Origin of the sequence: Cobetia sp. 1AS1 (assembly GCF_029846435.1) — a bacterium.
In the GTDB taxonomy this organism is placed as follows: domain Bacteria; phylum Pseudomonadota; class Gammaproteobacteria; order Pseudomonadales; family Halomonadaceae; genus Cobetia; species Cobetia amphilecti.
In genome coordinates this window covers 439,148-463,652 of the sequence record NZ_JARWKU010000002.1, presented here as the reverse complement: position 1 = coordinate 463,652, position 24,505 = coordinate 439,148, and the positions used below count along the sequence as shown (strand labels likewise).

The 24,505-nt window shown below is 63.3% G+C and carries 20 protein-coding genes and 1 pseudogene; 6 read left to right on the top strand and 15 right to left on the bottom strand.

Features of this window, described 5'->3' with window-relative positions; translation table 11 throughout:
• Positions 1 to 313 precede the first annotated feature (313 nt).
• Complete coding sequence (yghX, locus tag QD280_RS05755) at positions 314 to 1,201, top strand: YghX family hydrolase (RefSeq protein ID WP_279838575.1); 888 nt, start codon at positions 314 to 316, stop codon at positions 1,199 to 1,201.
• Positions 1,202 to 1,376: 175 nt separating this feature from the next.
• Here yghX and QD280_RS05750 read toward each other — a convergent pair whose 3' ends face one another.
• Positions 1,377 to 2,462 (bottom strand): endonuclease/exonuclease/phosphatase family protein, encoded by a 1,086-nt coding sequence (locus QD280_RS05750; protein ID WP_279838574.1) that lies wholly within the window; start codon positions 2,460 to 2,462, stop codon positions 1,377 to 1,379.
• A 403-nt stretch (positions 2,463 to 2,865) separates the two neighbouring features.
• Here QD280_RS05750 and thiM point away from each other — a divergent pair, with 403 nt between their 5' ends.
• Positions 2,866 to 3,705 (top strand): hydroxyethylthiazole kinase, encoded by an 840-nt coding sequence (thiM, locus tag QD280_RS05745; RefSeq protein WP_279838573.1) that lies wholly within the window; start codon positions 2,866 to 2,868, stop codon positions 3,703 to 3,705.
• Positions 3,695 to 4,318: a thiamine phosphate synthase gene (gene thiE / locus QD280_RS05740; RefSeq protein WP_024952615.1), complete on the top strand. Its 624-nt coding sequence runs from the start codon at positions 3,695 to 3,697 to the stop codon at positions 4,316 to 4,318. Before thiM ends, thiE begins: the two co-directional genes overlap by 11 nt.
• A 104-nt stretch (positions 4,319 to 4,422) precedes the next feature.
• Here thiE and eat read toward each other — a convergent pair.
• The 4 genes and pseudogenes from eat to QD280_RS05720 all read right to left on the bottom strand — a co-directional run bounded on the left by eat (position 4,423) and on the right by QD280_RS05720 (position 9,289).
• Positions 4,423 to 5,841, bottom strand: a pseudogene (gene eat, locus QD280_RS05735) (ethanolamine permease).
• A gap of 73 nt (positions 5,842 to 5,914) precedes the next feature.
• The gene (gene eutC / locus QD280_RS05730) at positions 5,915 to 6,775 is read right to left on the bottom strand and encodes an ethanolamine ammonia-lyase subunit EutC (protein ID WP_279838572.1); all 861 of its coding nucleotides are present in this window, start codon (positions 6,773 to 6,775) and stop codon (positions 5,915 to 5,917) included.
• On the bottom strand, positions 6,772 to 8,178 hold the full coding sequence (locus QD280_RS05725) for an ethanolamine ammonia-lyase subunit EutB (RefSeq protein ID WP_279838571.1): 1,407 nt from the start codon (positions 8,176 to 8,178) through the stop codon (positions 6,772 to 6,774). The genes eutC and QD280_RS05725 overlap by 4 nt, the downstream gene beginning before the upstream one ends.
• A gap of 178 nt (positions 8,179 to 8,356) precedes the next feature.
• Positions 8,357 to 9,289, bottom strand: coding sequence for a MurR/RpiR family transcriptional regulator (locus QD280_RS05720; protein ID WP_279838570.1), 933 nt, complete (start codon positions 9,287 to 9,289; stop codon positions 8,357 to 8,359).
• 166 nt (positions 9,290 to 9,455) lie between these two features.
• On the opposite strand from QD280_RS05720, the gene QD280_RS05715 reads away from it, so the two are divergent.
• The 3 genes from QD280_RS05715 (at position 9,456) to QD280_RS05705 (ending at position 12,956) form a co-directional block, all read left to right on the top strand.
• Positions 9,456 to 10,784, top strand: coding sequence for an aspartate aminotransferase family protein (locus QD280_RS05715; protein ID WP_279838569.1), 1,329 nt, complete (start codon positions 9,456 to 9,458; stop codon positions 10,782 to 10,784).
• A gap of 65 nt (positions 10,785 to 10,849) precedes the next feature.
• Positions 10,850 to 11,422 (top strand): carboxymuconolactone decarboxylase family protein, encoded by a 573-nt coding sequence (locus QD280_RS05710; protein WP_279838568.1) that lies wholly within the window; start codon positions 10,850 to 10,852, stop codon positions 11,420 to 11,422.
• Between the two features lie 277 nt (positions 11,423 to 11,699).
• The gene (locus QD280_RS05705; protein WP_279838567.1) at positions 11,700 to 12,956 is read left to right on the top strand and encodes an FAD-dependent oxidoreductase; all 1,257 of its coding nucleotides are present in this window, start codon (positions 11,700 to 11,702) and stop codon (positions 12,954 to 12,956) included.
• 14 nt (positions 12,957 to 12,970) lie between these two features.
• Here the strand turns inward: QD280_RS05705 and QD280_RS05700 are convergent, their stop codons facing one another.
• The 10 genes from QD280_RS05700 to QD280_RS05655 form a co-directional block, all read right to left on the bottom strand.
• Positions 12,971 to 14,077: a glycosyltransferase family 4 protein gene (locus QD280_RS05700; RefSeq protein ID WP_279838566.1), complete on the bottom strand. Its 1,107-nt coding sequence runs from the start codon at positions 14,075 to 14,077 to the stop codon at positions 12,971 to 12,973.
• A gap of 666 nt (positions 14,078 to 14,743) precedes the next feature.
• Positions 14,744 to 15,223, bottom strand: a complete 480-nt coding sequence (locus tag QD280_RS05695) for a hypothetical protein (protein WP_279838565.1) — start codon at positions 15,221 to 15,223, stop codon at positions 14,744 to 14,746.
• Positions 15,224 to 15,240: 17 nt separating this feature from the next.
• Positions 15,241 to 16,407: a glycosyltransferase family 4 protein gene (locus QD280_RS05690; RefSeq protein WP_153636192.1), complete on the bottom strand. Its 1,167-nt coding sequence runs from the start codon at positions 16,405 to 16,407 to the stop codon at positions 15,241 to 15,243.
• Between the two features lie 245 nt (positions 16,408 to 16,652).
• Positions 16,653 to 17,771 carry a hypothetical protein gene (locus QD280_RS05685; RefSeq protein ID WP_052384903.1) on the bottom strand — a complete coding sequence of 373 codons (1,119 nt, stop codon included), beginning with the start codon at positions 17,769 to 17,771 and terminating at the stop codon, positions 16,653 to 16,655.
• Positions 17,772 to 17,779: 8 nt separating this feature from the next.
• Positions 17,780 to 18,577: a glycosyltransferase family 4 protein gene (locus QD280_RS05680; RefSeq protein WP_279838564.1), complete on the bottom strand. Its 798-nt coding sequence runs from the start codon at positions 18,575 to 18,577 to the stop codon at positions 17,780 to 17,782.
• Positions 18,578 to 18,691: 114 nt separating this feature from the next.
• Positions 18,692 to 19,681 carry a phosphoribosyltransferase family protein gene (locus QD280_RS05675; protein ID WP_279838563.1) on the bottom strand — a complete coding sequence of 330 codons (990 nt, stop codon included), beginning with the start codon at positions 19,679 to 19,681 and terminating at the stop codon, positions 18,692 to 18,694.
• 143 nt (positions 19,682 to 19,824) lie between these two features.
• Positions 19,825 to 20,949 (bottom strand): glycosyltransferase, encoded by a 1,125-nt coding sequence (locus QD280_RS05670; protein ID WP_279838562.1) that lies wholly within the window; start codon positions 20,947 to 20,949, stop codon positions 19,825 to 19,827.
• Positions 20,943 to 22,412, bottom strand: a complete 1,470-nt coding sequence (locus QD280_RS05665) for a lipopolysaccharide biosynthesis protein (protein ID WP_084589649.1) — start codon at positions 22,410 to 22,412, stop codon at positions 20,943 to 20,945. Before QD280_RS05665 ends, QD280_RS05670 begins: the two co-directional genes overlap by 7 nt.
• On the bottom strand, positions 22,403 to 23,242 hold the full coding sequence (locus QD280_RS05660) for a WbqC family protein (RefSeq protein ID WP_279838561.1): 840 nt from the start codon (positions 23,240 to 23,242) through the stop codon (positions 22,403 to 22,405). Before QD280_RS05660 ends, QD280_RS05665 begins: the two co-directional genes overlap by 10 nt.
• 2 nt (positions 23,243 to 23,244) lie before the next feature.
• Positions 23,245 to 24,387: a DegT/DnrJ/EryC1/StrS family aminotransferase gene (locus QD280_RS05655; RefSeq protein WP_054556247.1), complete on the bottom strand. Its 1,143-nt coding sequence runs from the start codon at positions 24,385 to 24,387 to the stop codon at positions 23,245 to 23,247.
• Positions 24,388 to 24,505: the final 118 nt, after the last annotated feature.

Sequence of the window (24,505 nt, the reverse complement as noted above, 5' to 3'; positions counted from 1 at the left end):
CCGGCTCACGTCCATTCAACCCAGCCAGGCGGCGCCGCCAGGCCTTCCTACACCAGTGCTTCCCACACCCGCCCTGCTCACGCCTGCCCTGTTCAAATCCGGCTCACGTCCGGCTCACGTCCGGCTCACGTCCGGCTCACGTCCGGCTCACGCACGCTTCGGCAAATATCTGACTCGGCAAATACCTGACACAGCCAATGTCATACCCGGAAAATGACAGACTCGGTGAACAGGCCGGCAAAAACTTGGTAGCGTCATGGTGGGTTGCTATGTTCAAGACTCGCTCGCCCCTTCTCTTGCCCAGGAGTCTGACATGGCCCGCCTCACTGCAAAGGATTTTGCTCCCGAGTTGCTGGAGCTGTACGACGGATATGTGCATGGCAACATCACTCGCCGCCAGTTTCTGGATCGCGCGGCGGCCTTTGCCGTTGCGGGCATGACGGCCACCTCGATTCTGGCAAGCCTGAGCCCCGACTACGCGCTGGCTTCCCAGGTCGAGTTCACCGACCCCGACATCGTCGCCGAATACATCACCTACCCGTCCCCCGAGGGCCACGGCGAGGTGCGCGCCTATCTGGTGAAACCCGCCAAGGCCAGCGGCCCGCTGCCGGGCGTGGTGGTGGTGCATGAGAATCGTGGCCTCAACCCCTATATCGAGGACGTGGCGCGCCGCGTGGCCAAGGCCGGCTATATCGCGCTGGCCCCGGATGGGCTGAGCTCGGTGGGCGGCTATCCGGGCAATGACCCCAGGGGCAAGGAGCTGCAGGCACAGGTAGACCCTGAAAAGCTGATGAACGACTTCTTCGCCGCCATCGATTACCTGATGAGCGAGGACCGCACCACCGGCAAGATCGGCATCACCGGCTTCTGCTATGGCGGGGGCGTCTCCAATGCCGCCGCCGTGGCCTATCCGGAGCTTGCCTGTGCCGTGCCCTTCTATGGCCGCCAGCCGCGCGCCGAGGAAGTCGCCGCCATCAAGGCCCCGCTGTTGCTGCACTATGCGGAGCACGATGAGCGCGTCAATGCCGGCTGGCCCGCCTATGAAGCCGCGCTGAAGGAACACGACAAGGTCTATGAGGCCTACATCTACCCGGACACCCACCACGGCTTCCACAACGACTCCACCCCGCGCTATGACGAAGAGGCCGCCAAGCTCGCCTGGGACAGAACCCTTGCCTGGTTCGAGAAGTATCTGAGCTGACCTCAGGCGGCACCAGGAAGACGGCCAGCCAGCCTCAAGGCAACGAAGCCAGCCATCACGCTATCCCCGTGATGGCTGGCTTCGTCATTTTCGAGTGAGACCGAGACTGATCTCTTCAGGCTCAGGCCTGATCAGTTCAGACTGACCTGTTGAACAGACCCGCTCTAAAAACAGCTCAGCTGCACAGCATGCCGCTGGCGACGATCTCGCTGAGCGTGCCCTTGCCGATGCCGCTGATGCGGGTCAGTTGACCGCTGGAACTCCACGGACGCTGACGAATGATATCGGCGGCGCGTGCCGGCCCGATATTGGGCAGGCGATCCAGCTGATCGGCGTTGGCGGTATTGAGGTCGATACAGGTCTGACTCGCCGAACTGGAGGCGTTGGATACACGACTGGCCACCTCTGTGCCCGCCGCCTGCGGCTGGCCGCCGTCCAGCGGCAGCAACGCCAGTGTCTCGCCGGTCACCGACAGATAGATCGGGGCGTGATCGGAGACATCGGCACGCGCCGCCTCATGACTGATACCCAGATAGTCCGGGAAGCGGAACACATCGCCGCTGGCGCTGGGCCATTCGCTCGGCACATACCAGATATTGTCGTAGAGCGAGGCATAGCGGCCATCGGTCTTGGAGAGCGTCGTCGCCCCTTCGGTGATCAGCGGGCGCAGGCCGAGGGTACGCAGGTCTCCCCAGGCAGGCTCGGTCGGTGCCATGTTGAAGTCGCCCATGATGATCGCCGGAGTGCCGGGCGAGATTTCCTTCATCAGGTCGTAGATATCCGCCAGCGCACGGATTTCCGGCGCGCGATCCGCCTTGCTGTCGCCATAGACGATATGCACGTTGGCGGCGCTGAAGGCCCGCCCGCTGTCCTTCTCGACGAAGGTGGCCAGCAGCGGCTCACGCGAGAACACATCCTCGGGGTCGAGATAGACGGTAGCCCCGCCCTGATAGGCGATCGTCTTGTCGCGATACAGATAGGCGTAACGCTCGGTATAGGTGCTGCGCCCGACCGCATGGCTGACCAGACTGTCCCACTCATCGCCGGTCAGGGCCTCAAGCTGCTGCTCGAGCTCGCTGACGACCTCCTCCTTCATCACCTCCTGCAGGCCGATCAGGTCCATATGGCTCGCCACCGCCGCGACCTGCTCGAGATGCTTGCCGTTGTTCCAGCCGGCATGCTTGAGATTCCAGCTGGCGATCACCGCATCCGCCTGACTGCTGGCCGCAGCGCCCAACAGCACGGGCACTGTCAGCGCCATCACTACCCTTCTGGCGATGTGCTCAAGTCGAGAACCGCCAGATGGCTGCCGGCCGCGCGGGAGCTTGCTGTTGTAGCTCGTGCTACTTGTGCTGCTGTTGCCAGCGATATCCAGGTGACTACTGCTCGTATTGCTGACGCTACCGCGCTGACCTATCCGTATCACTGCGTGACCCTTGACTGATGACTCGTACACAAAAGACCGTAAGATACTGTATCTTATGGACTTGTCGTCAAGGTTTATAGAACCAAGATATTATTTATTACCCTTTGCGCGACTCTTGATAGATGACAGAGAGCTAGCGCGTCACGCCACCGTCAGCGCCGGACCTTCCCACTTGACCTTTCAGCGCCAGCTTTTACTCTCGAGCGCTGATGCTTCCTTTCTCCAGTCACGAGCTCCCATGACCCCATCGTCGCCCCTTTCTCCCGGCAGCCTGCTGAATCACCTGCGCCAGACCACCCCGCTGGTGCACAACATCACCAATCATGTCGCGATGACGCCGACCGCCAATACCCTGCTGGCCATCGGTGCCTCGCCGCTGATGGCGCATGCGCAGCAGGAAGTCCAGGAGATCTCCGCCATCAGTGCGGCGCTGTCGATCAATATCGGCACGCTGTCACCCAGCTGGATCGAGGCCATGCAACTGGCCGCGATGTGCGCCCACCGCGATGGCAAACCCTGGGTGCTGGACCCCGTCGGCATCGGCGCCTCCAGCCTGCGCCAGTATGCGTGCCGCGCGCTGCTGGAATATCGCCCTAGCGTGATTCGCGCCAATGCCTCCGAAGTGCTGGCGCTGGCCGGTGAGATGAATCAGGGACGCGGCGTGGACAGCGGCGATGACGGTGAGGATGCGCTGGAGCGCGCCAGTCGGGCCGCCGTCGCGCTGGCGCGCACGCAGAACTGCGTGGTGGCGATGACCGGCCGTGTCGATGTCGTCACCGATGGCCAGCGGCAAATCACGGTTCAGGGCGGCCATGCGCTGATGGGCCGCGTCACTGCCATGGGCTGCGCGCTGAGCAGTGTGGTCGCCGCCTTCCTCGCCGCCTCCCTCGCCGGGCATGACGACACCCTGCACGCCACCGCCGCCGCGCTGGCCTGCTACGCCGAGGCCGGTGAGACGGCGGGCCAGTCGGCGCAAGGCCCGGGCAGCTTCGTGCCACGCTTCATGGATGCCCTGTATACTCTCGACGCCGATTCCACCCCGCTAGCCTCCCGTCTGGAGCTGACCGATGTCACTTGATCTATCCCTTTACCTGGTCACCGACCCCGCGCTGTGCGCAGAGCGCGGCCTGGAAGCCACCGTGATGGCCGCCGTGCGCGGCGGCGTCAGTGTCGTGCAGCTGCGCGACAAGCATGCCAGCGACGAGGAGATGATCGCCCAGGCCATCCGCCTCAAGGCGCTGCTGGACGAGTACGAGGTGCCGCTGATCATCAATGACCGCATCGAGGTCGCGCTGGCCAGTGGCGCCGATGGCCTGCACATCGGTCAGAGCGATGGCGACCCGGTCGAGGCGCGTCGCCGTCTCGGCGAGGACGCCTTGATCGGCCTGTCGGTACAGACGCTTGAGCAGCTCAAGGCCGTCGATGTCGAGCGCATCGACTACCTCGGCCTCGGCCCGGTATATGCCACCCCGACCAAGCCGGATCATGCCGCGCCGCTGGGCATCGAGGGGCTTACGCAACTCGTACGCTCAAGCCCGCTGCCGACGGTCGCCATCGGCGGCATCTCGCTGGCCAATGCCGGCGAAGTCATGACCAGCGGCACCGACGGCCTCGCCGTCGTCTCGGCGCTGTGCAGTGCCGAAGACCCCGCCGCGGCCGCCCAGCAATTCCTGGCGCAGTATCCTTTCTGATCTGAACTGAACTGAGCCCGCCAGTCACGACAACGCCCGCCATGGTCAGCCATGGCGGGCGTTGTCGTCTTTGCTAACTGCGCTGATTGAGCTGATTGAGCGGATCAGCTGGTCGCAAGGTCACTCTCGGCATTCGCCACCAGCGCGAACTCCTCCTCGGCGGTCTTCGCCACCAGCCGATGACGGCTGAAGATGGCGTAGTAGGCGATGCCCACCACGAACAGCATCAGGGTGTAATTGAAGGCACGCGGATCGAAGGCATAGACCCCGGTCAGCGCGATCAGCGAGAGCACCAGCGCGATGGCGGACGTCACGATGCCGCCCGGCGTGCGATAGGGACGTGCCAGCGCCGGTTGACGCAGGCGCAGCAGGATATGGCTGGCCGCCATCAGCGCGTAGGAGACTGTCGCCCCCACCACCGCCATGCCCAGGATCAGATCGCCCTCGCCGGTCAGCGAGACCAGGAACCCGAAGATGCCCGGCACCACCAGCGCCCAGGTCGGCGCCTTGCGCTTGCTGGTCAGCGACAGCGTCTTGGGCAGATACCCCGCCCGCGACAGCGCGAAGACCAGACGGCTGTAGCCATAGATGATCGAGAAGAACGACGCCACCAGCCCCGCCAGAGCCAGCACATTGACCAGTGTCGCCAGCCCCTCGCTGCCGGTGGCCTTGAGGGCATCCACCAGCGGCACGGCGCTGCTGCCGATTGCTTCGGCACCCGCAGCGCCGGCCAGCAGGAAGACGACCAGCACGGCGGTGAACATCAGAAACAGCATGGCGCCGATGATGCCGCGCGGGACATCACGGGCCGGGTTGCGTGATTCCTCCGCCGCCAGCGGCACCCCTTCCACGGCCAGAAACAGCCACATGCCGAAGGGCAGCGCCGCCCAGATGCCATACCAGCCATTGGGCATGAAGTCGCTTGCCCCCCAGGCATCGGTCGGAGCGATGTCGAACAGGCGACTGCTGTCGAAATCACCGATCAGCGCGACGGCGGTGGCGATGATCGCGAACACGGCCAGGCCGCTGATCACCATCATCACCTTGAGCGCCTCGCCAACCCCCGCCAAGTGGATGCCGATGAACACCAGATAGAAGATGGCGTAGATGATCGGGCCATTGATGCCCAGCAACGATTACACCGCGCTGCCGATGAAGATGACGATGGCCGCGGGGGCCAGCGCATATTCGATCAGCACGGCAAGACCGGTGAGGTAGCCGCCTGCCGGCCCCATCGCCTGGCGGGCGAAGCTGTAACCGCCGCCGGCAGCCGGAATGGCCGCTGACATTTCCGCCAGCGACAGCACGAGTGCCAGGTACATGATGCCCATCAAGAGAGCGGCGATCGCGAAGCCGCCCCAGCCCGCCTCGCCGATGCCGAAATTCCAGCCGGCGAAATCGCCGGAAATCACGTAGGAGACCCCGAGGCCCGCCAGCAGGACCCAACCTGCCGTCCCTTTCTTCAATTGGCGCCTGGCCAGATAGTCCTGTTCATTCGTGTCGTGATTCGTGTCGCGAGTCATGGTGCCGCCTTGTATGCCTCAGGCATTTGTCATTGTTGGATCGGGAGATACCCGCTGCTGCGCTGCCGTCCCATCAGGACAGCAGAAAGTTCTGGATACCGGTGCCGCCTTCCAGCGCCGTCTCGCCGCTTCTGTCCTTGAGACCCACGCCGGTGAGGCCGAGCTTGCGTGCCTCACGCAGCAGGTAGTGCAGACGCTGGGCGGCCATCGCGAAGTCGAGCCCTGCCGGACGCACATTGGAGATGCAGTTGCGGCTGGCATCGCTCAGGCCGACGCGCGGCTGCCAGGTCAGATAGAGCCCGAGGCTGTCCGGAGAGCTGAGGCCGGGACGCTCGCCGACCATCACCAGCACTGCACGGGCCTTGAGCAGCTCACCGACTTCATCGCCGATCGCGACCCGCCCCTGCTCCACCACGCTGATCGGCGCCAAGGACCAGGCATCCGGCCCGTCTTCGGCAAGCGTCTCCAGCAGTGCCGCGATGAAGGGCGCGGCATTGTTCTGCACCGCCAGAGACGAGAGCCCATCGACGACCACGATGGCCAGATCGGCAGGCTGGGCGTCGAGGGCGGACAACTGCTCACGCGAATCCTCATCGAGGCGCCGGCCGTAATCGGGGCGCTGCAGGTAGGTGGTGCGATCCACGGCGCGACTGTGCAGTCGCTGGATCTGCGGAGCATGCTCGAGCGCCGCGAGCTGGTTGAGGTCCTCGATCAGTCGAGGAATCTCCAGCGGCAGGTGGACGGCGTCCTGGGCGCGGGCGTGCGCCAGCTGGAATTCCAGCGAACGATTGGTCGGCAGGCTGATACCGGCACGGCCAAGGCCGATGCGCGCATCCGTGAACTGGCCAAGCCGCTGCCAGGGATTGGGCGTGACGATGGCATCGGGTTCGAGGCTGCGCGAGACCGCGTCAGCAGAAGGCTGGTCAGGGTTCATGCGTCACCTCCTGTCACCTGACGCAGTGAATTGGCGAAGCGGTCGGGCATTTCGCTTGGCAATGCCTGGGTGGCGACATCGGTGAAGATCTGCATCTCCTCGAGCCAGGCGGCGAATTCCGGTGCCGGCCCCAGGCCCAGCACCCGCCGTGCATAGAGAGCATCGTGGAAGGAGGTGGTCTGATAATTGAGCATGATGTCATCCGACCCGGGGATGCCCATGATGAAGTTGCAGCCCGCCACCCCGAGCAGCGTCAGCAGGGTATCCATGTCGTTCTGATCGGCATCGGCATGATTGGTGTAGCAGATGTCACAGCCCATCGGCAGACCCAGCAGCTTGCCGCAGAAGTGGTCCTCGAGGCCGGCACGGATGATCTCCTTGCCATTGAACAGGTACTCGGGGCCGATGAAGCCGACCACGGTATTGACCAGCAGCGGCGAGTACTTGCGCGCCACCGCATAGGCGCGCGCCTCGCAGGTCTGCTGGTCCAGGCAGTGATGGGCATCGGCGGACAGCGCACTGCCCTGGCCGGTCTCGAAATACATCACGTTGTCGCCCACCGTGCCGCGCTTGAGCGACAGCGCGGCCTGCTGCGCCTCCGCCAGCACGGAAAGCTCGACCCCGAAGCTCTCGTTGGTGGCCTGGGTGCCGCCGATGGACTGGAAGACAAGATCCACCGGGGCACCCTGCTCGATGCACTCGAGGGTATTGGTGACGTGGGTCAGCACGCAGGACTGGGTGGGGATCGCGTACTTCTGGATCACCTCATCCATCAGACGCATCAGCTTGATGCTCTGGGCCACGTTGTCGGTGGCCGGATTGATGCCGATCACGGCGTCGCCGTTGCCGTAGAGCAGGCCATCGAGAATGCTCGCCGCGATGCCGGTGACGTCATCGGTGGGATGGTTGGGCTGCAGGCGGGTCGAGAGATGGCCGCTCTTGCCGATGGTATTGCGAAAGGCGGTGACCACCTCGCACTTCTTCGCGACCAGAATCAGGTCCTGATTGCGCATCAACTTGCTGACCGCGGCGGCCATTTCGGGGGTGATGCCGGCGCGCACCTGCGCCAGCACCGCGGGGGTCGCGAGGTCACTCAGCAGCCAGTTGCGGAAGTCGCCGACGGTGAGATGGGCGATCGGCAGGAACGCCACCGGATCATGCTCATCGATGATCAGGCGGGTGATGTCGTCCTGTTCGTAGGGAATCAGCACGTCTTCGAGGAAGGTCTTGAGGGGCAATTCCGCCAGACACAGCTGAGCGACGACTCGCTCCTCGGCGGTTTCCGCGATCACGCCAGCAAGACGATCTCCGGAGCGGGCGGGCGTCGCCTTGGCCATCAGCTCGGCCAGATTGGCAAAACGATGGACCTGACTGCCCAGGGTGTAACGGTACTCGCGGCTCATGGGAAATTCCTTGCCCTGACGGATGTCATTTCATATCAGTCGTTTTGCAGGAATCACGCCAATCTCCCTCCATGCCTCTTTGGTCCTGCATGCGCCTTGAAGCCGCATTACGTAGGTCTGCGCCCGCACCACCGTGGTGCATGACCGCGTTCACGCTCGGTGCAGTGCGTCGCGGGCATCAGCCGCGTGCGCCCCCCAACTCCGTGATGATCGCCTCGCGCTGCTTGAGTGAAGCCACACCCGCATCGCCCAGCTTGCTGGCCACCTCACTGAGCAGGCCTTCGGCGAGAAACATGAAGGCACTCATGCTGTTGCTGTAGAAGAGGCTGTGATTGGGCACATGGAAGCTATAGCGCGCCAGCGGCTCCAGCGGAGAGCTGGCCGAATCGGTCAGCGCGATCACCTCGACTCCACGCTTGACCGCCACCTCGGCGCAGGCCACCACGCTTGGGGTATAGGGGAAGCAACTGGCCACCACCAGTACGTCGCCGGCCGACAGCTGGGCCAGTGCATCGGCCACGCCCTGACGACTGGCATCCAGCGGTGCCACGTCCGGGCGCAGCATGCCCAGCCCATAGGCCATGAACAGTGCCAGGGAATTGAACTGACGCATGCCGTGCAGGCGCACGCGCGGCGCCTCGGCCAGCAAGGTGGTCGCGGCTTCGAAGGCCGCGGCGTCCACCCTCTCCAGCATGCTGAGGATGTTGGCGCTCTCCTGACGCCCCAGCCGCGCAAGCTGGGCCATGGCGCTGCTATCGGCGTCTCGCGCCAGCAGCTGCGAGGCCTGCTGGCTGTAGAAATGCTCGCCATCCGTCACCGCCTGGCGAAAGACATCCTGAAACCTGCTGAAGCCCTCGTAGCCCAGCCGCCGGGCCAGACGCGAGAAGGTCGAGGCATTCACGCCGGTCAACTCCGCCAGCTGGCTGATGGAAGACACCGCCGTACGTTGCGGGGACTCGATCAGCACCGCCAGCACGCGCCGGGAACTCGCGCCGAGACGAATCTCCACCTCACGACGATCGATCGCCGCCAGCAACTGCTTCAACCCCTCCAGGGTCTCCGGCGGCGAGTCAGGGGATGCGGGCCCGGGGGCTCGGGAGGATGGGGGCATGGGATACCTCCTTGGCAAGGGACAGGACAGATGGCGGCAACGGTAGCATCTCTGGCCGGTCGATTCCGAAGGCACAAGCGACCATATGCAATTATTTATTGCACAAACTGAAAATGCACTACATATTTGCATTACGCCTTCGCACCCCTGCCGCCACGGAGCCCGCATGAGCCACGTACTGCATCGCAACCTCAATCAGGAGTATCCCACCGCCGTGAAGGGCGATGGCCCCTACATCGTCGATCGCGAGGGTCGCCGTTATCTGGATGCCAGCGGTGGCGCAGCCGTGTCATGCCTGGGGCACAGCGACGAGGCGGTGGCGCAGGCCATCAAGGACCAGGTCAGCCAACTGGCCTACGCGCACACCTCGTTTTTCACCAGCGACCCGATGGAGCAGCTGGCCGACTTCCTCATCGAACGCGCCCCCGCAGGGCTCGACTCCGTCTACTTAGTCTCCGGCGGCTCGGAAGCGGTCGAGGCAGCACTCAAGCTGGCCCGTCAGTATTTCGTCGAGATCGGTCAGCCGCAGCGCAAGCACCTGATCGCGCGGCGCCAGAGCTATCATGGCAACACCCTGGGCGCACTGGCCACCGGCGGCAACGCCTGGCGCCGTCAGCAGTTCGAGCCGCTGTTGATCAACGTCAGCCACGTCAGCCCCTGCTACGCCTATCGGGACCAGCAGCCCGGCGAGACGCCCGAAGCGATGGGGGTGCGTCTCGCCGCCGAGCTTGAAGAGGAAATCCTGCGCCTGGGCGCCGACAACGTGATGGCCTTCGTGGCAGAACCCGTGGTGGGTGCCACCCTGGGCGCCGTCACGGCGGTGCCGGGCTACTTCACGCGCATCCGTGAGGTCTGTGACCGCTACGGCGTGCTGCTGATTCTCGACGAGGTGATGTGCGGCATGGGGCGCACCGGCAGCCTGTTCGCCGCCGAACAGGAAGGTGTCGCGGCGGACCTGATCACCATCGCCAAGGGACTGGGCGCCGGCTACCAGCCGATCGGCGCGACCCTGGTCAGCCAGCGCATCCGTGATGCCATCGCCAATGGCTCCGGTTTCTTCCAGCACGGCCATACCTACATCGGCCATGCCACTGCCTGCGCCGCGGCCCTTGCCGTCCAGCGGACCATCGAATCCCGCGACCTGCTCACGCGTGTCAACGTCCTCGGCGAGGGACTCATGGCGCGTCTGAACGAGCGCTTCGCGCAGCATCCCCATGTGGGCGACATCCGCGGTCGTGGCCTCTTCCAGGGGCTGGAACTGGTGGCGGACCGCGACAGCAAGCGCCCCTTCGATCCGGCCCTCAAGCTGCACGCGCGACTCAAGAAGGCCGCCATGGCCGAAGGCCTGATGTGCTATCCGATGGGCGGCACCCTCGATGGCCGCCAGGGCGATCACATCCTGCTGGCACCGCCGTTCATTCTGCAGGAGTCGCATCTGGACGAGATCACCGCCAAGCTGGGGCGTGCCATCGACACTACCCTCGCCAGCCTGTGACGGCTCAGCTGCAGGCGCATTGCCTACCTAACGATCTTTGAATGGATTTGAATGGAGTGACTTTCATGGCGATCACATCGCGCCTGACCGAACTGGATGACGCCAGCATGAGCGCGGCTCAGCGCGAGGTACTGGCCGAGATTCTCAGCGGCCCGCGCGGCAATCTGGACGGCCCTTTCCTGGCCTGGATCCACAGCCCCGAGCTTGCCAGTCATGCCCAGCGCCTCGGTGCCTTCTGCCGCTACGCCACCGGCCTCGAGCTGCGTCTCAGCGAGCTGGCGATTCTCACCACGGCGGTGTGGTGGAAATCACAGGCTGAATGGCAGATTCACGCGCCGATTGCCGAGCAGGCCGGCCTCGCGCCAGAGGTCATCACGGCGCTGCGCGAGGAGCGTGAACCCGCGTTTGAACAAGACGATGAGCGGCTGATCTATCGCGTCACCCGCGCCCTCTACGCCGAGCGGCGCGTCGATGATGGCCTGTACGGCGAGGCCGTCGCGATGTTCGGCGAAACCGTGGTGGTGGAGCTGATCGGGGTGCTGGGCTATTACGCCCTGGTGGCGATGACGCTGAATGTCTTCGCCGTCCGGCGCGGTGATGACATCCCGCTGCCCTTCGAGGAGCCGAGCCGATCTTGAAACGCGTGTCTTGAAGGGCCTGGATTGCGCCACGCCCGGAACGCTTGAGTACGACACGCACGCCCGGTGACAGCGCGCTTGCCGAGCTGTCGCCCGCGAGGCATGCTCGAAAGGCCACCTGCTGCGCCCCGGCCCTCCCCCCGGGGCGTGCGTCATTGCGGCGCGAATACCTCGATGACGACGCTTCGATATCGACGCCAGGATGGCAACACCTCGATAACAACACCTCGATAACAACACCTCGATAACAACAAGATGACCACAAGGTGAGTGATCAATGAGTGATAGCGAACACACGGAAGTGGCGGTGATCGGTGCAGGCGCCGTGGGAGTCGCCTGCGCCCTGTGGCTGCGGCGCAGCGGCCACGAGGTGACGATGATCGAACGTGAAGGCATCGCCAGCGGCACCTCCTTCGGCAATGCCAGTACCCTGGCGGATTACGGCTGCCTGCCCATCGCCCGTCCGGAAATCTGGCGCAGCATGCCGTCGCTGCTGCTGTCACCTGACTCGCCTTTCGTCATCGACTGGAAATGCCTGCCCAGGCTCTCGCCCTGGTTGATGCGCTTCATGGGCCAGTGCAACGCCACTCGCTTTCGCGCCAACAGCGAGATGCTGGCCCAGCTGCTCAGCCATACCTACACGGACTACCAGCCGCTGCTGGACGATACCCCCGCTGCCGCCGCGATGATTCAGCGCAAGGGCTGTCTGTATGCCTACGGCAAGGCCGAGAACCTGCAGGCCGCACAGGGCGATATCCGACTGCGCGACCAGCTCGGCATCCACCAGCAGGTGCTGACGGCGGACGAGCTGATCGCGCTGGAACCCGCCATGGAAGGCCACACCGCGGGTGGCGTGCTGTTCCCCTCCTCCTGTCACCTCGATGACCCGCAGGTGTTCATCGACACCCTGGCCACCCCGCTGCGCGAAGAAGGCCGGATCGTCAACGCCGAGGTCACCCGCCTGAGCCGTCAGGCCTCCGGCATGCTGCTGGAGTACGCCGATGGCCGGCGACTCATGGCGGACAGAGTGGTGCTGGCAGCCGGGGCCTGGTCGGCACAGCTGGCGCGCCAGATCGGCGACAGGATTCCGCTGGATACCGAGCGTGGCTATCACATCGAATTCGATCTCGAGCAATCACCGCTCAACCGCCCGACCTGCCCGGTGGAAAGCGCCTTCTACATGACGCCACTGCACAGTGCCGAGGGTGCGCGCCTGCGCGTGGCCGGCACCGTGGAGCTGAGCTCGCTTGCGGGGCCGGCCAACCCGGCCCGTTTCGACTATCTGGAAAGCCGGGTGCGCAAGGTGCTGGGCATTGATGCCCCGGTGGCCCGGCGCTGGCTGGGCTTTCGCCCCACCCTGCCCGACTCCGTACCGGTGATCGGCCCGTCACCCAATGAGCCACGCGTGATCCATGCCTTTGGCCATCAGCATATCGGGGTGACACTGGCAGGCGTGACTGGGCGCCTGGTCAGCGAATGTTTAGCCAAAGGCTCACCAGAGTGGATCACGCCCTGCTCTGCGGCTCGATTTTGACACTCTGGGAGGATTCACGAGGCATCCGCGATGCGGGTTCGACCGGAGGTCAGGCGCTCCAGCAGCTGCTGCCACTCGCCGCACAGGGTGTCCGCATCAAAGCGCGCGGCATTGTCGCGTGCCAGCAGGGACATCTCGCTGCGGCGAGCTTCATCCGTGATCAGGTCACGGATCTCGCGCGCCAGTGCCTCATCGTCCTCGACATCCACCAGCACGCCGCTGCCGCCGGCCAGGATTTCGGCAGGCCCGGTCTCACAGTCTGTCGAGACTACCGGCAAGCCGAAGGATTGCGCTTCCAGCAGGGTCATCGGCAGTCCCTCCCAGCGTGAGCTCATCACGTACAACGCCGCGCGTTGATACTCCTTTTCCACCTGTGAGGTGCGGCCCACGAAGACGACGCTGTCACTCAGGCCCAATGTCCATGCCTGGGCCTTGAGGTCATTTTCATCTTCGCCCCAGCCGACGATGCGCAGTCGCCAGTCAGGGTGGACCGACACGACCTTGTGCCAGGCGTTCAGCAGCACATCGAAGCCCTTCTGCTCCGTCAGGCGCCCGACGGCAAGCACGGTACGCGACGCTGCGTCCTCTTCGCTGGGCTTGGGGAAGTGCGGCACCGGATTCCAGATCGCGCCGACCTTGTCGCGGATGCGATAGCGCGCTCGCCAGGCCTCGGCATCCCGCTCGGTGAGCACCACGATGGCGTCGGCCAGGCGCACGGCGGTCGAGCGGCCCACCGAACGCAGGCGTGAACCATGATCGGTGGCGAGATTGAAATGCTCCCAGCAGATGATCCGGGCGCGCTGGAATGGGGCCCAAGGCGCACAGAAGGCAAACAGGATCGAATCCACCAGTACCACCACATCGGCCTGTTGGTGACGGACCTTGGTCAGCAACGCCGAACTGATGCCCAGCGAACGCCGGGCCCCGCCTCTGGCTTCCTTCAGATTCAGGCAACAGGTCGTGACGCTGTCCTCCAGGGAAAACGAGCTGGTCGCTGGCCCGAACAGACTCGCGATCATCACCTCATGACCCGTGCGCGCCAGTCCGCTGGCGATTTCGCATGTGACACGTTCCGTGCCTCCGTCGCTGGAAAGATTACCGACGACAAACAGAATCTTCATTGGCTCATGCGCTCCACAGGGAAATGCTCGCCGCGAGGCACCCGACCGCTGGCGAGATATCGCCTTGCTTGATCGAAATGCTCAACTGCGGCGCAGAAAAAACCCGCCACCGACGAGGGTCGATGGCGGGAGATAGGGGGTATGACATGAAGCGGTGCGATCTAGCGCAGAATGCTAGCGCAGGAACGGTCGCGCAAAACGGCTGACAGCAAGACGAGCGGCGGCCACCACGTCTTTACCGCTTCATGAAGAACAATGCCTCAGGCAATTTTTTGGAAAGACGGACGGTACGTCAGAAAGACAGCACATTTAGAAAGAAAACGCGCCAGCAAGACAGCGCGTCAGCAAGACAGAACGGCAAGAGGATCGTGTGCGGTAAGCGGGCACGGGGAGCTAGTACGGAAAGCGAGTTCGAAAAGCGAGTTCGAAAAGCAAGAGTAGCAAGCGGCCTGAGCGCTGAACGAACACTGCCAGGCATCATGCGAGATGCCAGCTAAACGCGTCTTGCCCCCCGCCTTCTAAGAAGCACGCTTGTCCTGAATCATGGTGAGCGTACAACGCGCGCCGTGGCATGGGTGATGAAAAGATAAATCCAATGCCGGCGCGCCATGCTCAGCTCAATAGCTCAATAGCTCAATAGCTCAATGCTGGCACCTGAAGACAGGATCAGCGGCCAGCCATCGGGTGCGACGACTCAGTGTCCTGCTGGCTCGTCCGGCTGGCAGTGATGGCTTCAGTCGAGACGCGATGGATGATGCCGCAGTCTTCACAGTGATAGAGCGGCGCCTTGCCGGCCAGTCGCTGCCACCAATGGCGTTTTACGCGATGTACGCTGGCGCCCCCGCATTGGGCGCAGAAACGATATCCACTCATGACGACATTCTGCTCTCTGTTGATGGTGTTCACGGGCATCCTTCCCTTTGATGACGATCGATCGCGTTCCAGCGAGTCGGCCTGTTCAGCGACACGCGGTGTGTCATTGCCAGAAGAGGCACTGTCCCGACCGATTGAGCTCTCCAGGCAGGCGCCTGTCACTCTCACTCGCGGGGCCATTATGCGCGTTAAATCCAGCAGCAGTTCCTGATATTTGCCCAACTGTCGAGAACGATTTTCTTCATCTTCCTGACGAAAATCCAACGGTGTCAATATGTTAGCGTCCCGCCTCAGGCGGTAGCGAGTACTGACTTACGCAACTCGATATCCAGTGTGTGCTGCAGACAGCCCAGATAGGCACGCACCACGATCTGCTGATCAAATTCACGCTCGATACGCACGCGTGCCGCCTGCCCCGCCTCCATCAATGCCGCATGCGGCATGTCCAGACAGCCCTGCATCTGCTGCTCAAGAGACTCGACATTGGCCGCTTCGCACAGCCAACCCGTGACGCCGGGATTGACCGAGCTGCGACAGCCCGGCACATCACTGACGATCGCCGGACGCCCCATCGAGGCCGCCTCCAGTACCGTGCGCGGCATGCCTTCCCGATACGACGGCAGCACCAGCACATTGGCCTCGGCCAGGAAGGGGCGTACATCCCGCTGTTCGCCCAGGTAGTGCAATATGCCGCGCTCGCGCCAGGCAGCGATTTCCTCATCGCTGATCGCGGTGCGATTGCTGATTCCCGACGGGCCGATCAACCAGAAGCGTGCCTGCGGATAACGCTCATGCAGACGCTCGGCCGCCGTCACGTATTCCCGCACCCCCTTGTCGCCGATCAGGCGTGCGACCATCACGAAGGTCAGCGGTGGCGTCTGCGGTTGCGGCGCAAAGGCGAAGCGTTGCGGGTCGATACCGGCGCCGGGCAGCACGACAGACGGCGTGGACTTCTGCAGCCCGAGGCGCATGAACAGGCGTTGGTCATCGCGGTTCTCGAAGAACACGCAACGCGCGCCACGGTTGGCGAAGCCATACAGCGCCCGTACCCGACGAAACAGCCAGCTGTCGTGTATGAAGGCGGTGCCCAACCCCGAGACGTTGTTGGTATAGGGAATCTTGAGCAGCCGACAGGCCAGTCCCGAATAGACATTGGCCTTGATGGTGAAGTTGAGAACATAGCGTGGCTTGAGTTTCAGCAATGTCCCCAGCAGTGCCAGCAGACTCTTGCCCTCACCGATCAGCGAGGTGCCCTTGCCTTCCATGCCCAGCGCACGATGCTCGACCCTGAGCTCATCCACCAGGTACGCGCTATGCGCATCGGTGGGCGCAAGGCACACCACGCGATACCCCGAGTCACGCAGCCCTTCGATGACGCCGCGATGGAAGTTGTAGAGAAAGAACGACGAGTTGGAGACCAGCACCACCGTGGAGGGCTGTGCGTCACGTGTTGGCATGGGGCATTCCTTGCGTGTCATGCGAAGAAGAACATGCGCGAGCATGAGCCCGCGCGACCGGAAGCATCCGGGAGAGAAACCTTGAATAAGGGGAGCCATCGACGAGAGAGACGATCGAGAAGCGACACCAGCGCGAAAGGAAAGACGTCGCGGCTCGGGCCGGCAACTCGGTCCAGCAATTCGGTCCAGAAACCCAGTCCAGAAACCCAGTCCAGAAACCCAGTCCAGAAACTCGTTCCAGCAGCTCAGTCCAGCAACGCAGGCCGGCGCTGCTGCTGCCACAGCCGCACCAGCCCTGTGTCATGCGCCATGCACACCACATAGATGACCAGGAACGGGAAGCGATAGCGCACCGCGGTGCCGTAGTTGAAGACGACCAGTCCATAGATGGTGAAGGCGCCGATCAGATACAGCAGCCAGAAGAGCGTCTTCTCGCGCTGGACCTGCCAGCACTTGAGGGTCAGCCAGACAAGGAAGGCGACCACCAGCAGGTTCTCTCCCGACTGGATCAACTGCAGCGCATTGGCGGCTTCCCAGGGCAATGGCTTGATCAGGAAATAGAGCGCGCCCTGGATCCCCGTCACCACGAAGTCCCCGAAGCCCTGAATGACCTCTACATCCTCGATCTTGCCGCCATCCTCCAGATACATGGCCGCGCGGAAGAAGTTGATCTGGTCCACCGCCAGCGGATAGATGACCAGCACACTGGCGGCCAGCCCGACCAGCAACCAGCAGAATCGCTTGGTCGACAGGCCCTGACGGCTGACGTCGTAGAGGAGGTAGATGCCGAGGAAGATCAGCATGATCAGAGCGTTCTGGAACTTGATGATCCATAACGGCAACAGGAAGATCAGCGCCCACATCGGCCGACGTTCGATGGCCAGCAGGAAGCTGCCGAGCATGAAGCCGGTGACCAGGGTGTCGCGCAGGCTCAGTGAGCTGTAGAGCACCAGGCTCGGGTAGCACAGCACGAACAGCAGTACCGCGTGGGAGATGATGCCGCGGCGAATCAGCACCATCAGCGCGCCGATATAGAGGAACTTGTTGAAGAAACCCAGGCTGGTGATGGTTTCCGCCAGCGGCAACGGCAACAGCGCCAGAAATCCCGACGAGACCGAGACGGTCAGGGAGTGGTCCATCGCTCCCCAGTCCATGCTGCGCATGGCCAATACCTGCTCCCAGTAGCGGAACTGGTCCGGCATGTACTCGGCATCGAACAGCACATTGTTCAACAGGTACGGCACCGCACTGCTCAGACTCAGGATGATCGCGACATTGCGCGTCACCCAACCGCGCAGAAAGCCCACCATCACCAGTACCAGACAGACGAGCAGGTTGGGCAGGTCGAGCAGAATGTGTTCCATGGAAAGACTTATTCTCGTGCGCCGCTGTTGGCCAGTTCGGCCTGCAGACTGGCGGATGACATGAGGGGCGCGGACGCGCCGGTATCAGCGCTGGTGGCCTGCCGACTCACCACGCCAGAGGTATCGAGGGACGGCGAGGACTGCGCGAGGCCAGCCGCAGCTCCCCCACTGCTGACCTGCCAGCTTCGGGACGAGAAGGGTGACGCGCCCTCGACCTCGGCTGCCGACAGCATCAGCGACAGGCACTGCATCAATTGATGCTCGCTCAGCGCGCCCGTCTCCTCATCAGGGGCCAACGGCAACGTCACGACGCGCGCTGCCTCGATTCCGCCCTCGTGGCGTGCCTGGCAGCCGGCTTCATCGCTTTCGACCAGCACCAGTGCCGCATGCGGATACTTGAGCGCCATCCGGCGCCTCAGGCCCCGCGCCTTGCTGCCCGCCGCCACCAGTTCACTGGCCGGTGTCACGGCATGGTGCGCAATCACCGGCACGCGCCAACGATCCAGACGGCGCGCCTTGAGCGCATTGAGGTTGGCTTCCAGACCACTGGACAACAGGACACATGGGCGATGACGCGCCAGATAGCGCGTCAGGGCCAGCACGCCCGTCAACTCAGTGTGCACGCCCAGCTCTACCAGCCGCACCCCATGTGCCAGACCTTCGATCAACTCCTCATGGGCCTGGGGCACGATGAGGTCCACCTCGTGACCCAGGCGCGTCAGCCCCGCCGCCAACGCCAGCATCTGGCGAGTCTCGAGGGTCATCTGCCGTGCCACGACCAAAAGCGCCATCCGATGCGTCTTCATTGCCACTCCTTCGCCAGTGTTAGCCTTGAGCCAGGCTTGATCGAGTCAATTCACGATGACCGCCATGCCATCTGCGCATGGTGGTCATCGTCAGCCCCACTTCCTTCGGTGCGTTCAGGCCAGGCGCTGATAGACACTGCGCGCCTGGCGGGCCAGCGGCGCCGGCAACCAGGTCACGACCCGGCGCGCCATGCGCTTGAACGTGCACACCAGCACCTGGCCCTTCTTCTGCGCTGACATCGAGGCCCACTCGGGAGTCATCATCTGGTGGGCGTCCACGCAATAGACGGGCCTGCCGGTCATGCGCGTGATGTTGGTGGCCTGCCCCACCTCGCTTTCGATGAACAGGCGACAGCCGGAGTCACGGTAGTAATCCGCCTTGTGACTCGAATGGCGATTCTGACGCAGGCGCTCTTCCTTGCTGGGCAGGTCGAGCATGATCAGGTGGTCATACTCGACACCGTGCCGGGCCAGCCAGGCGGTCGTCTCGGGACGATATTTTTCCAGCCGATTGGTGACCAGCGAGTGCACTCGGTAGGTCGGGATATGCAGAGGCGCCGCGTTGGTCAGGAAGTCGCGATAGCGCGGGCCGTCATCGTTCTGCTCAGGCGTCGGATCGAGGCACAGCACGCCATCGATATCCAGGCAGCTATTGGCCAGCGCCGGGTGATGGAACAGATTCCACTGGAAGGCACGCGGGTGCTCCAGCTCGACCAGATACATGTCCACCCCCACCACCGGAGCCGGGTTGGCATAGATGACGCAGGTGGTGATGTCACAGGGGCATTCTTGCGGAATGCGCGCCAGGGAGGCCTTGAGCGAGGCCCCACTGTTGAAACTGTCGTCGACCAGCAGCACACGCTGATTTTCCCAGGCGCTCTGCGCCGCCCCCCGGACCTTGCGCGTCATTCCCTTGCCGGGCGAGCCGTTGGCGATGAAGGTGTCGAGATCCGTGCAGGCCCGATTGAGCATGGCGCTGATCATGTAGGCCGGCACCATTCCACTGCGCGGGATCCCGACGATCAGATCGAAATTCCCGGCCTGCAGGCGCGACAACTGTCTGGCGATATCCGAACTCAGGTCGGCGTAACTGCGATAATTCATGTTGCGGTCCCCTTGCGACTCACGACGGCCCAAGGCCGATATCCTTCGCGCTTTTGTGTGTTGCAGCGCTTTTTTGATGTTATTGACGACGTCCTGTCATCAAACGCTTCTCTCGCCCTCATCCCCCCGATAATCGGGGGCATTCAGGCGCTTTTACGCTTCTGCACTGCGCTGTCGGATGTCACACGACGGCGACGAGTGCCTATCAATTTGGTCATCACATCCTGGCGCACGAGGCGCAGCAGCCGACTGCGGTCCATGTGCGAGAGCAGCGCGACCCCCTGGCGGAAGTTGGCCAGGCGCTGCATGGGGCTCGCGGGCGCCATCACGTACTGCTTGAAGTAGTGATAGAGCGGGATATACAGGCTGTCGGAATGCGGCATATGCCGGGTATTGGCATGAAAGACGTCGATGGCGGAGATCATGTCGCGTTGATAGCGCTGTTCGGCCTCGCTTTCCTGCTGCTGCGATGTCCAGGAACCCTTGGCATTGCGGCGATAGACACAGGCAGCATCTTCGTAATAGAGAGTCTCGCCTTGCAGTGCCATGTAGGACTGCAGGAAGAAGTCCATGATCGGGGCGCCGCGATAGGACGCCATCATCGCGTCGACGGTGGCATCGACGCGTCGGAAGCTGAAGGCCGGTGACGGAATGGAGGCGCCGCGCAGCCCGATCACCGCCTCGGCAGAGATCTTCTTCACGCTATCGGCATAGCGGCAGATGAGCGAATGCTCGCCGGTGGCTTCATTGAATTCCAGCGCCGGGTGGAAGCAGACCGTCGCCTCGGGATAGGCGTCGAACAAGGCGACCTGACGGGCCAGCTTGTCGGGTTTGATCCAGTAATCATCGCCTTCGCAATAGGCAATGATGTCGCCACGCATCACCGGCATGCAGAAGGTGATCGGCCAGATATGTTGCGAGTACTGGTTCACGTCCTGCAGGATCGGCCGCACGATGTTCGGATAACGGGCCGCATATTCCTCGATGATTTCCCGCGTGCCATCCGTCGAGACATCGTCATGCACGACGATCTCGAACGGAAAACGCGTGCGCTGCATCAGAAAGCCATCCAGCGCCATGCGAATGTAGTCGCCATGATTGAAGGCGAAGCACATCACCGAGACGCGCGGGGCGCTGAGATCGCCCTCCCACTCGGCCATGATGGCGGCTTCCTCGGCGGGCGCCGGCGGTACAGGCAAGGGGCCTGACTGCGGTGTGCCATCCATGAGGGGCGTCGCGAGTGCCCGGGCATAACTCAGTTCTAACATGCAGTATTCCCCACTTTCCGTTGTGAAAGACGCTCCTGGATCCAGCCGGCGCCGTACTGCCAGGCCGCGAAGCGCAGCCAGCAGGACAGCAACAGATAGGCCGCCCCTGCCAGCAGGCCTGATACCACCAGCACCACCGGCGCCGGCCAGATGGCCAACAGCGCAGGCACGGCCCACCAGGTCGTGCCCGCCACCGCACTGGCCAGCAGCAGAGCCGGCAGGAAGTCGGCCAGCTGCTCGCGGATGCTGTAGTTGATCAAGTCCCGCGAGAACCAGGCATTGGGGATGTAGGACACCACCGCCACCACGATCTGCCCAATCAGGATCGCCATCACGCCATGGCGCCAGGTCACCGCCAGCACCGCACAGATCAATACCTTCTTGACGATCTCGAGCCCGAGGAACAGGTCCGAGCGCCCCTTGACCTTGAGCACATTGAGATTGAGCGTGCTCAGGGGATACATGACGGCCGCGATGCACATCAGCTGCAGATAAGGCACCGCCGCCAGCCACCGCTCGGGCAATAGCGTCAGGAACAGCGGCTCGGCCAGCGCCGCCAGCAACAGCATCGCCGGGAACAGCAGATAGACCATGACCTGCAGGATCTGACGATAGGCACTCTTGAGGCGTACGGGATCCGCCTGGATGCTCGCCAGCGCCGGGAAGGTCACGTTCTGCACCGCCGTCACCAGCTGATTGATCACCAGCTCCTTGAGACGCTCGGCGAAGAAGAACAGCCCCGCCACCGAAGCGGAGAACAGCTTGGCGATCAGCAGCACATAGAGATTGACGAACAGCACATCCAGCATGCGTGACAGGAACATCTTGTAGCCGAAGCGGAACATCGCCTTGAACGACACCACGTCGAATTCCAGCCGCGGCCGCCAGCTGCCCCACCACCACATCAGGGCGGTAGTGACCAGCGCCGCCGTCAACATCTGCCCCACCAGTGCCCAGACCCCGAAGCCCAGCCAGCCCAGCAGCACTGCCACCCCGCCCGACACCACGCTGCCGGGAATGCCAGCCTTCATGCGCGTGCGAAAATCCAGCGCACGGTTGAGCATCGCGCCCTGAATGACCTCGAAGGAGTTGATCAGCACCACGATGCCGCCGATACGCACCAGCACGATCAGGCGTGGCTCGGCATAGAAGTCGGCGATCAGGGGAGCGCTGGCATAGAGCAGGCCGTAAGCCAGCACCCCGAAGGCGATATTGCTGAAGAAGGCGGTGCTGGCATCACGCGGCCCGAGGGTCGGCATGCGCAGAATGGCTTGCTGAAGACCGGAGTCCATCATGGCCGAGGCGATGGTCAGAAAGACCAGCACCATCGCCAGCAACCCGAAATCTTCCGGCACCAGCAGCCGCGCCAGCAGCAGCGTGACCAGACTGGCCATGCCACGCCGCAATAGCTGATCGGAGAAATTCCACAGAATGCCGATGGCGGTCTTGTTGCTCAGTGACACGAGGCGAGGCCTCCCTGAACCGGGTGGGCCGAGACATCGCGCGCCAGCGGCCCCGGCACAGACGCCGTATCACCCGCAACATTGCCCGCGGCGCGCAGCAGCTCCAGGTCTTCCGGCAGCAGCTGGTACTCGGCGAGTCTGTCGCGTACCTCGCCCGGTGAGCACCACATCAGCATATCGATGATCGACAGGCCGGCGACGAAGTCCGCCTTACGCCCCGAGCGACGCGAATCAAGCGGTGTCTGGCAGTAGTCACTCGGCTGGCTTGCGAGGAATGACAGCGTGATGCCATTGGCCGCAAAGGGCGCCGCCTGGTAGAGCTTGCGGCCGCCGATGCTGTTGATGTAACCCTCGGCCCCGCGCATCAGTGACATCTCGATCAGACGGTCCTGGGCCTTGAGACTGCGGTCGTGCTCAAGCTCACTGGTCAGCAGAAAGCGACACTCCAGCCCCAGGTAGTCACACACCCGCTCGAAGCTGTACTTGCACAGCGCCCCGATGCGGCGGTCTTCATGCTGGAACACCGCCTGCAGCAGCGGCATGACCTGTGCGTAATACGGCGCCTTGGCATAAGCGTGATGCAGCGTGGTCAGCAGGCTGTCCGGTGTCGGGCCGAAGACGAGTTCGCTGATCAAGCGGTTGGGCGATGCCTTGGGTACCGACAGCGTGAAGCGATGCGCCTTGCCGCCCAGCAGCACATTGTTGCGATGGATATAGCCACGCGGAATGAAGGCGACATCGTCATAGACGAGAAACTCGTCACAGGCATGCATCAGCTGGAAATAGCCGATATGCGGGAACAGATAGGGCTGCATGATCGCGATGTTCATGATCAGGCGGCCTTGACGTGGCGATTGACGATGATGCGCACCGCCCCGAGGATCTCGCTGACCTCAAGCCCCGAGTAGAGCGGCAGACACAGGATACGACTGGCGATATCGGTGGAATGCACGATCTGCGGGGTGATGACATCCTCGTCCTGCAACTCGGCGGCGGGTCGCCCGAGGAAGGACAGCGATTCCAGCGACGGGCAGAAGTAACGTCGTGCCAGATAGCCTTCCTGCTGCAGACGCTGCATCACCTCGAGCAGCATGCTTTCGCTTTCGAGAATGATCGGGAAGTAGGCGTAATTCAGGCTGGCGCCGGTCTGGCGGGTCTGCAGCTGGACATTGCCGCGCAGCGCCTGGGCATAGGCATGCCAGACCAGCGCCCGGCTCTCCAGATTGCCTTCGATCTCATCCAGCACGCACAGCCCCATCGCCGCCTGGAATTCGTTCATCTTGGCGTTGATGCCCAGCTCCTCGATGCACTCCGGGCCGGTGATGCCGAAGTTGATCAACTTGCGGGCGCGCTCCAGGTCTTCCTTGCGCTTGAAGATGATCGCGCCGCCTTCAATGCTGTGGAACAGCTTGGTGGCGTGGAAGCTCAGGGTGCTGGCATCGCCATGTGACAGCAGGCTGTTGCCGCGATAGGTCACGCCGAAGGCGTGGGCACCGTCATAGATGACCTTCAGATCATGCGCCTCGCCCAGCGCATCGATGGCCTCGACATCACAGGCATTGCCGAACACGTGCACCGGCACGATGGCACGGGTGCGTGGCGTGATGGCCGACTCGATGCGCGCCGGGTCCAGACACAGGGTGTCGGGGTCAATATCCGTGAAGACCGGCTGCATGCCCTCCCACTTCAGGCTGCTGGCGGTGGCGATGAAGGTGAAGGGCGTGGTGATGACCTCCGCCGATTCGTACTGGCCCGGCATCTGGGCGATGCCCAGCGCGCGATAGGCGATCTGCAGCGCCAGGGTGCCATTGCTGACCAGCAGCAGGTTCTCGACGCCCAGGTAGGTTTCCAGACGCCGAGTGAGCTCCTGCTCGAGCGGGCCGTGGTTGGTCAACCAGCGCCCCTCGAAGATGGAATCCACATAGCGGTCGAAATTCTCCCGCTCCGGGAAGTAGGGACGCGTCACCGTAATCATGATATCGACTCCTTTCGTACATCAGATGAAGGTTGGCTCTGACAGCAGACGAGTGCCGGTGCAGCGCGTTCGCTGCCGGGTTCCTCTGGCAGCGACTCGCTACACGTTTCAGAGAAGT

Coding starts and splice junctions, on each gene's coding strand:
- QD280_RS05705 (WP_279838567.1), top strand. CDS start 11,700: ATGAGTGATAGCGAACACACGGAAGTGGCGGTGATCGGTGCAGGCGCC.
- yghX (WP_279838575.1), top strand. CDS start 314: ATGGCCCGCCTCACTGCAAAGGATTTTGCTCCCGAGTTGCTGGAGCTG.
- QD280_RS05750 (WP_279838574.1), bottom strand. CDS start 2,462: ATGGCGCTGACAGTGCCCGTGCTGTTGGGCGCTGCGGCCAGCAGTCAG.
- QD280_RS05660 (WP_279838561.1), bottom strand. CDS start 23,242: ATGAACATCGCGATCATGCAGCCCTATCTGTTCCCGCATATCGGCTAT.
- QD280_RS05680 (WP_279838564.1), bottom strand. CDS start 18,577: ATGAAGACGCATCGGATGGCGCTTTTGGTCGTGGCACGGCAGATGACC.
- QD280_RS05720 (WP_279838570.1), bottom strand. CDS start 9,289: ATGCCCCCATCCTCCCGAGCCCCCGGGCCCGCATCCCCTGACTCGCCG.
- thiE (WP_024952615.1), top strand. CDS start 3,695: ATGTCACTTGATCTATCCCTTTACCTGGTCACCGACCCCGCGCTGTGC.
- eutC (WP_279838572.1), bottom strand. CDS start 6,775: ATGAACCCTGACCAGCCTTCTGCTGACGCGGTCTCGCGCAGCCTCGAA.
- thiM (WP_279838573.1), top strand. CDS start 2,866: ATGACCCCATCGTCGCCCCTTTCTCCCGGCAGCCTGCTGAATCACCTG.
- QD280_RS05690 (WP_153636192.1), bottom strand. CDS start 16,407: ATGCCAACACGTGACGCACAGCCCTCCACGGTGGTGCTGGTCTCCAAC.
- QD280_RS05685 (WP_052384903.1), bottom strand. CDS start 17,771: ATGGAACACATTCTGCTCGACCTGCCCAACCTGCTCGTCTGTCTGGTA.
- QD280_RS05725 (WP_279838571.1), bottom strand. CDS start 8,178: ATGAGCCGCGAGTACCGTTACACCCTGGGCAGTCAGGTCCATCGTTTT.
- QD280_RS05675 (WP_279838563.1), bottom strand. CDS start 19,681: ATGAATTATCGCAGTTACGCCGACCTGAGTTCGGATATCGCCAGACAG.
- QD280_RS05700 (WP_279838566.1), bottom strand. CDS start 14,077: ATGAAGATTCTGTTTGTCGTCGGTAATCTTTCCAGCGACGGAGGCACG.
- QD280_RS05655 (WP_054556247.1), bottom strand. CDS start 24,387: ATGATTACGGTGACGCGTCCCTACTTCCCGGAGCGGGAGAATTTCGAC.
- QD280_RS05670 (WP_279838562.1), bottom strand. CDS start 20,949: ATGTTAGAACTGAGTTATGCCCGGGCACTCGCGACGCCCCTCATGGAT.
- QD280_RS05710 (WP_279838568.1), top strand. CDS start 10,850: ATGGCGATCACATCGCGCCTGACCGAACTGGATGACGCCAGCATGAGC.
- QD280_RS05715 (WP_279838569.1), top strand. CDS start 9,456: ATGAGCCACGTACTGCATCGCAACCTCAATCAGGAGTATCCCACCGCC.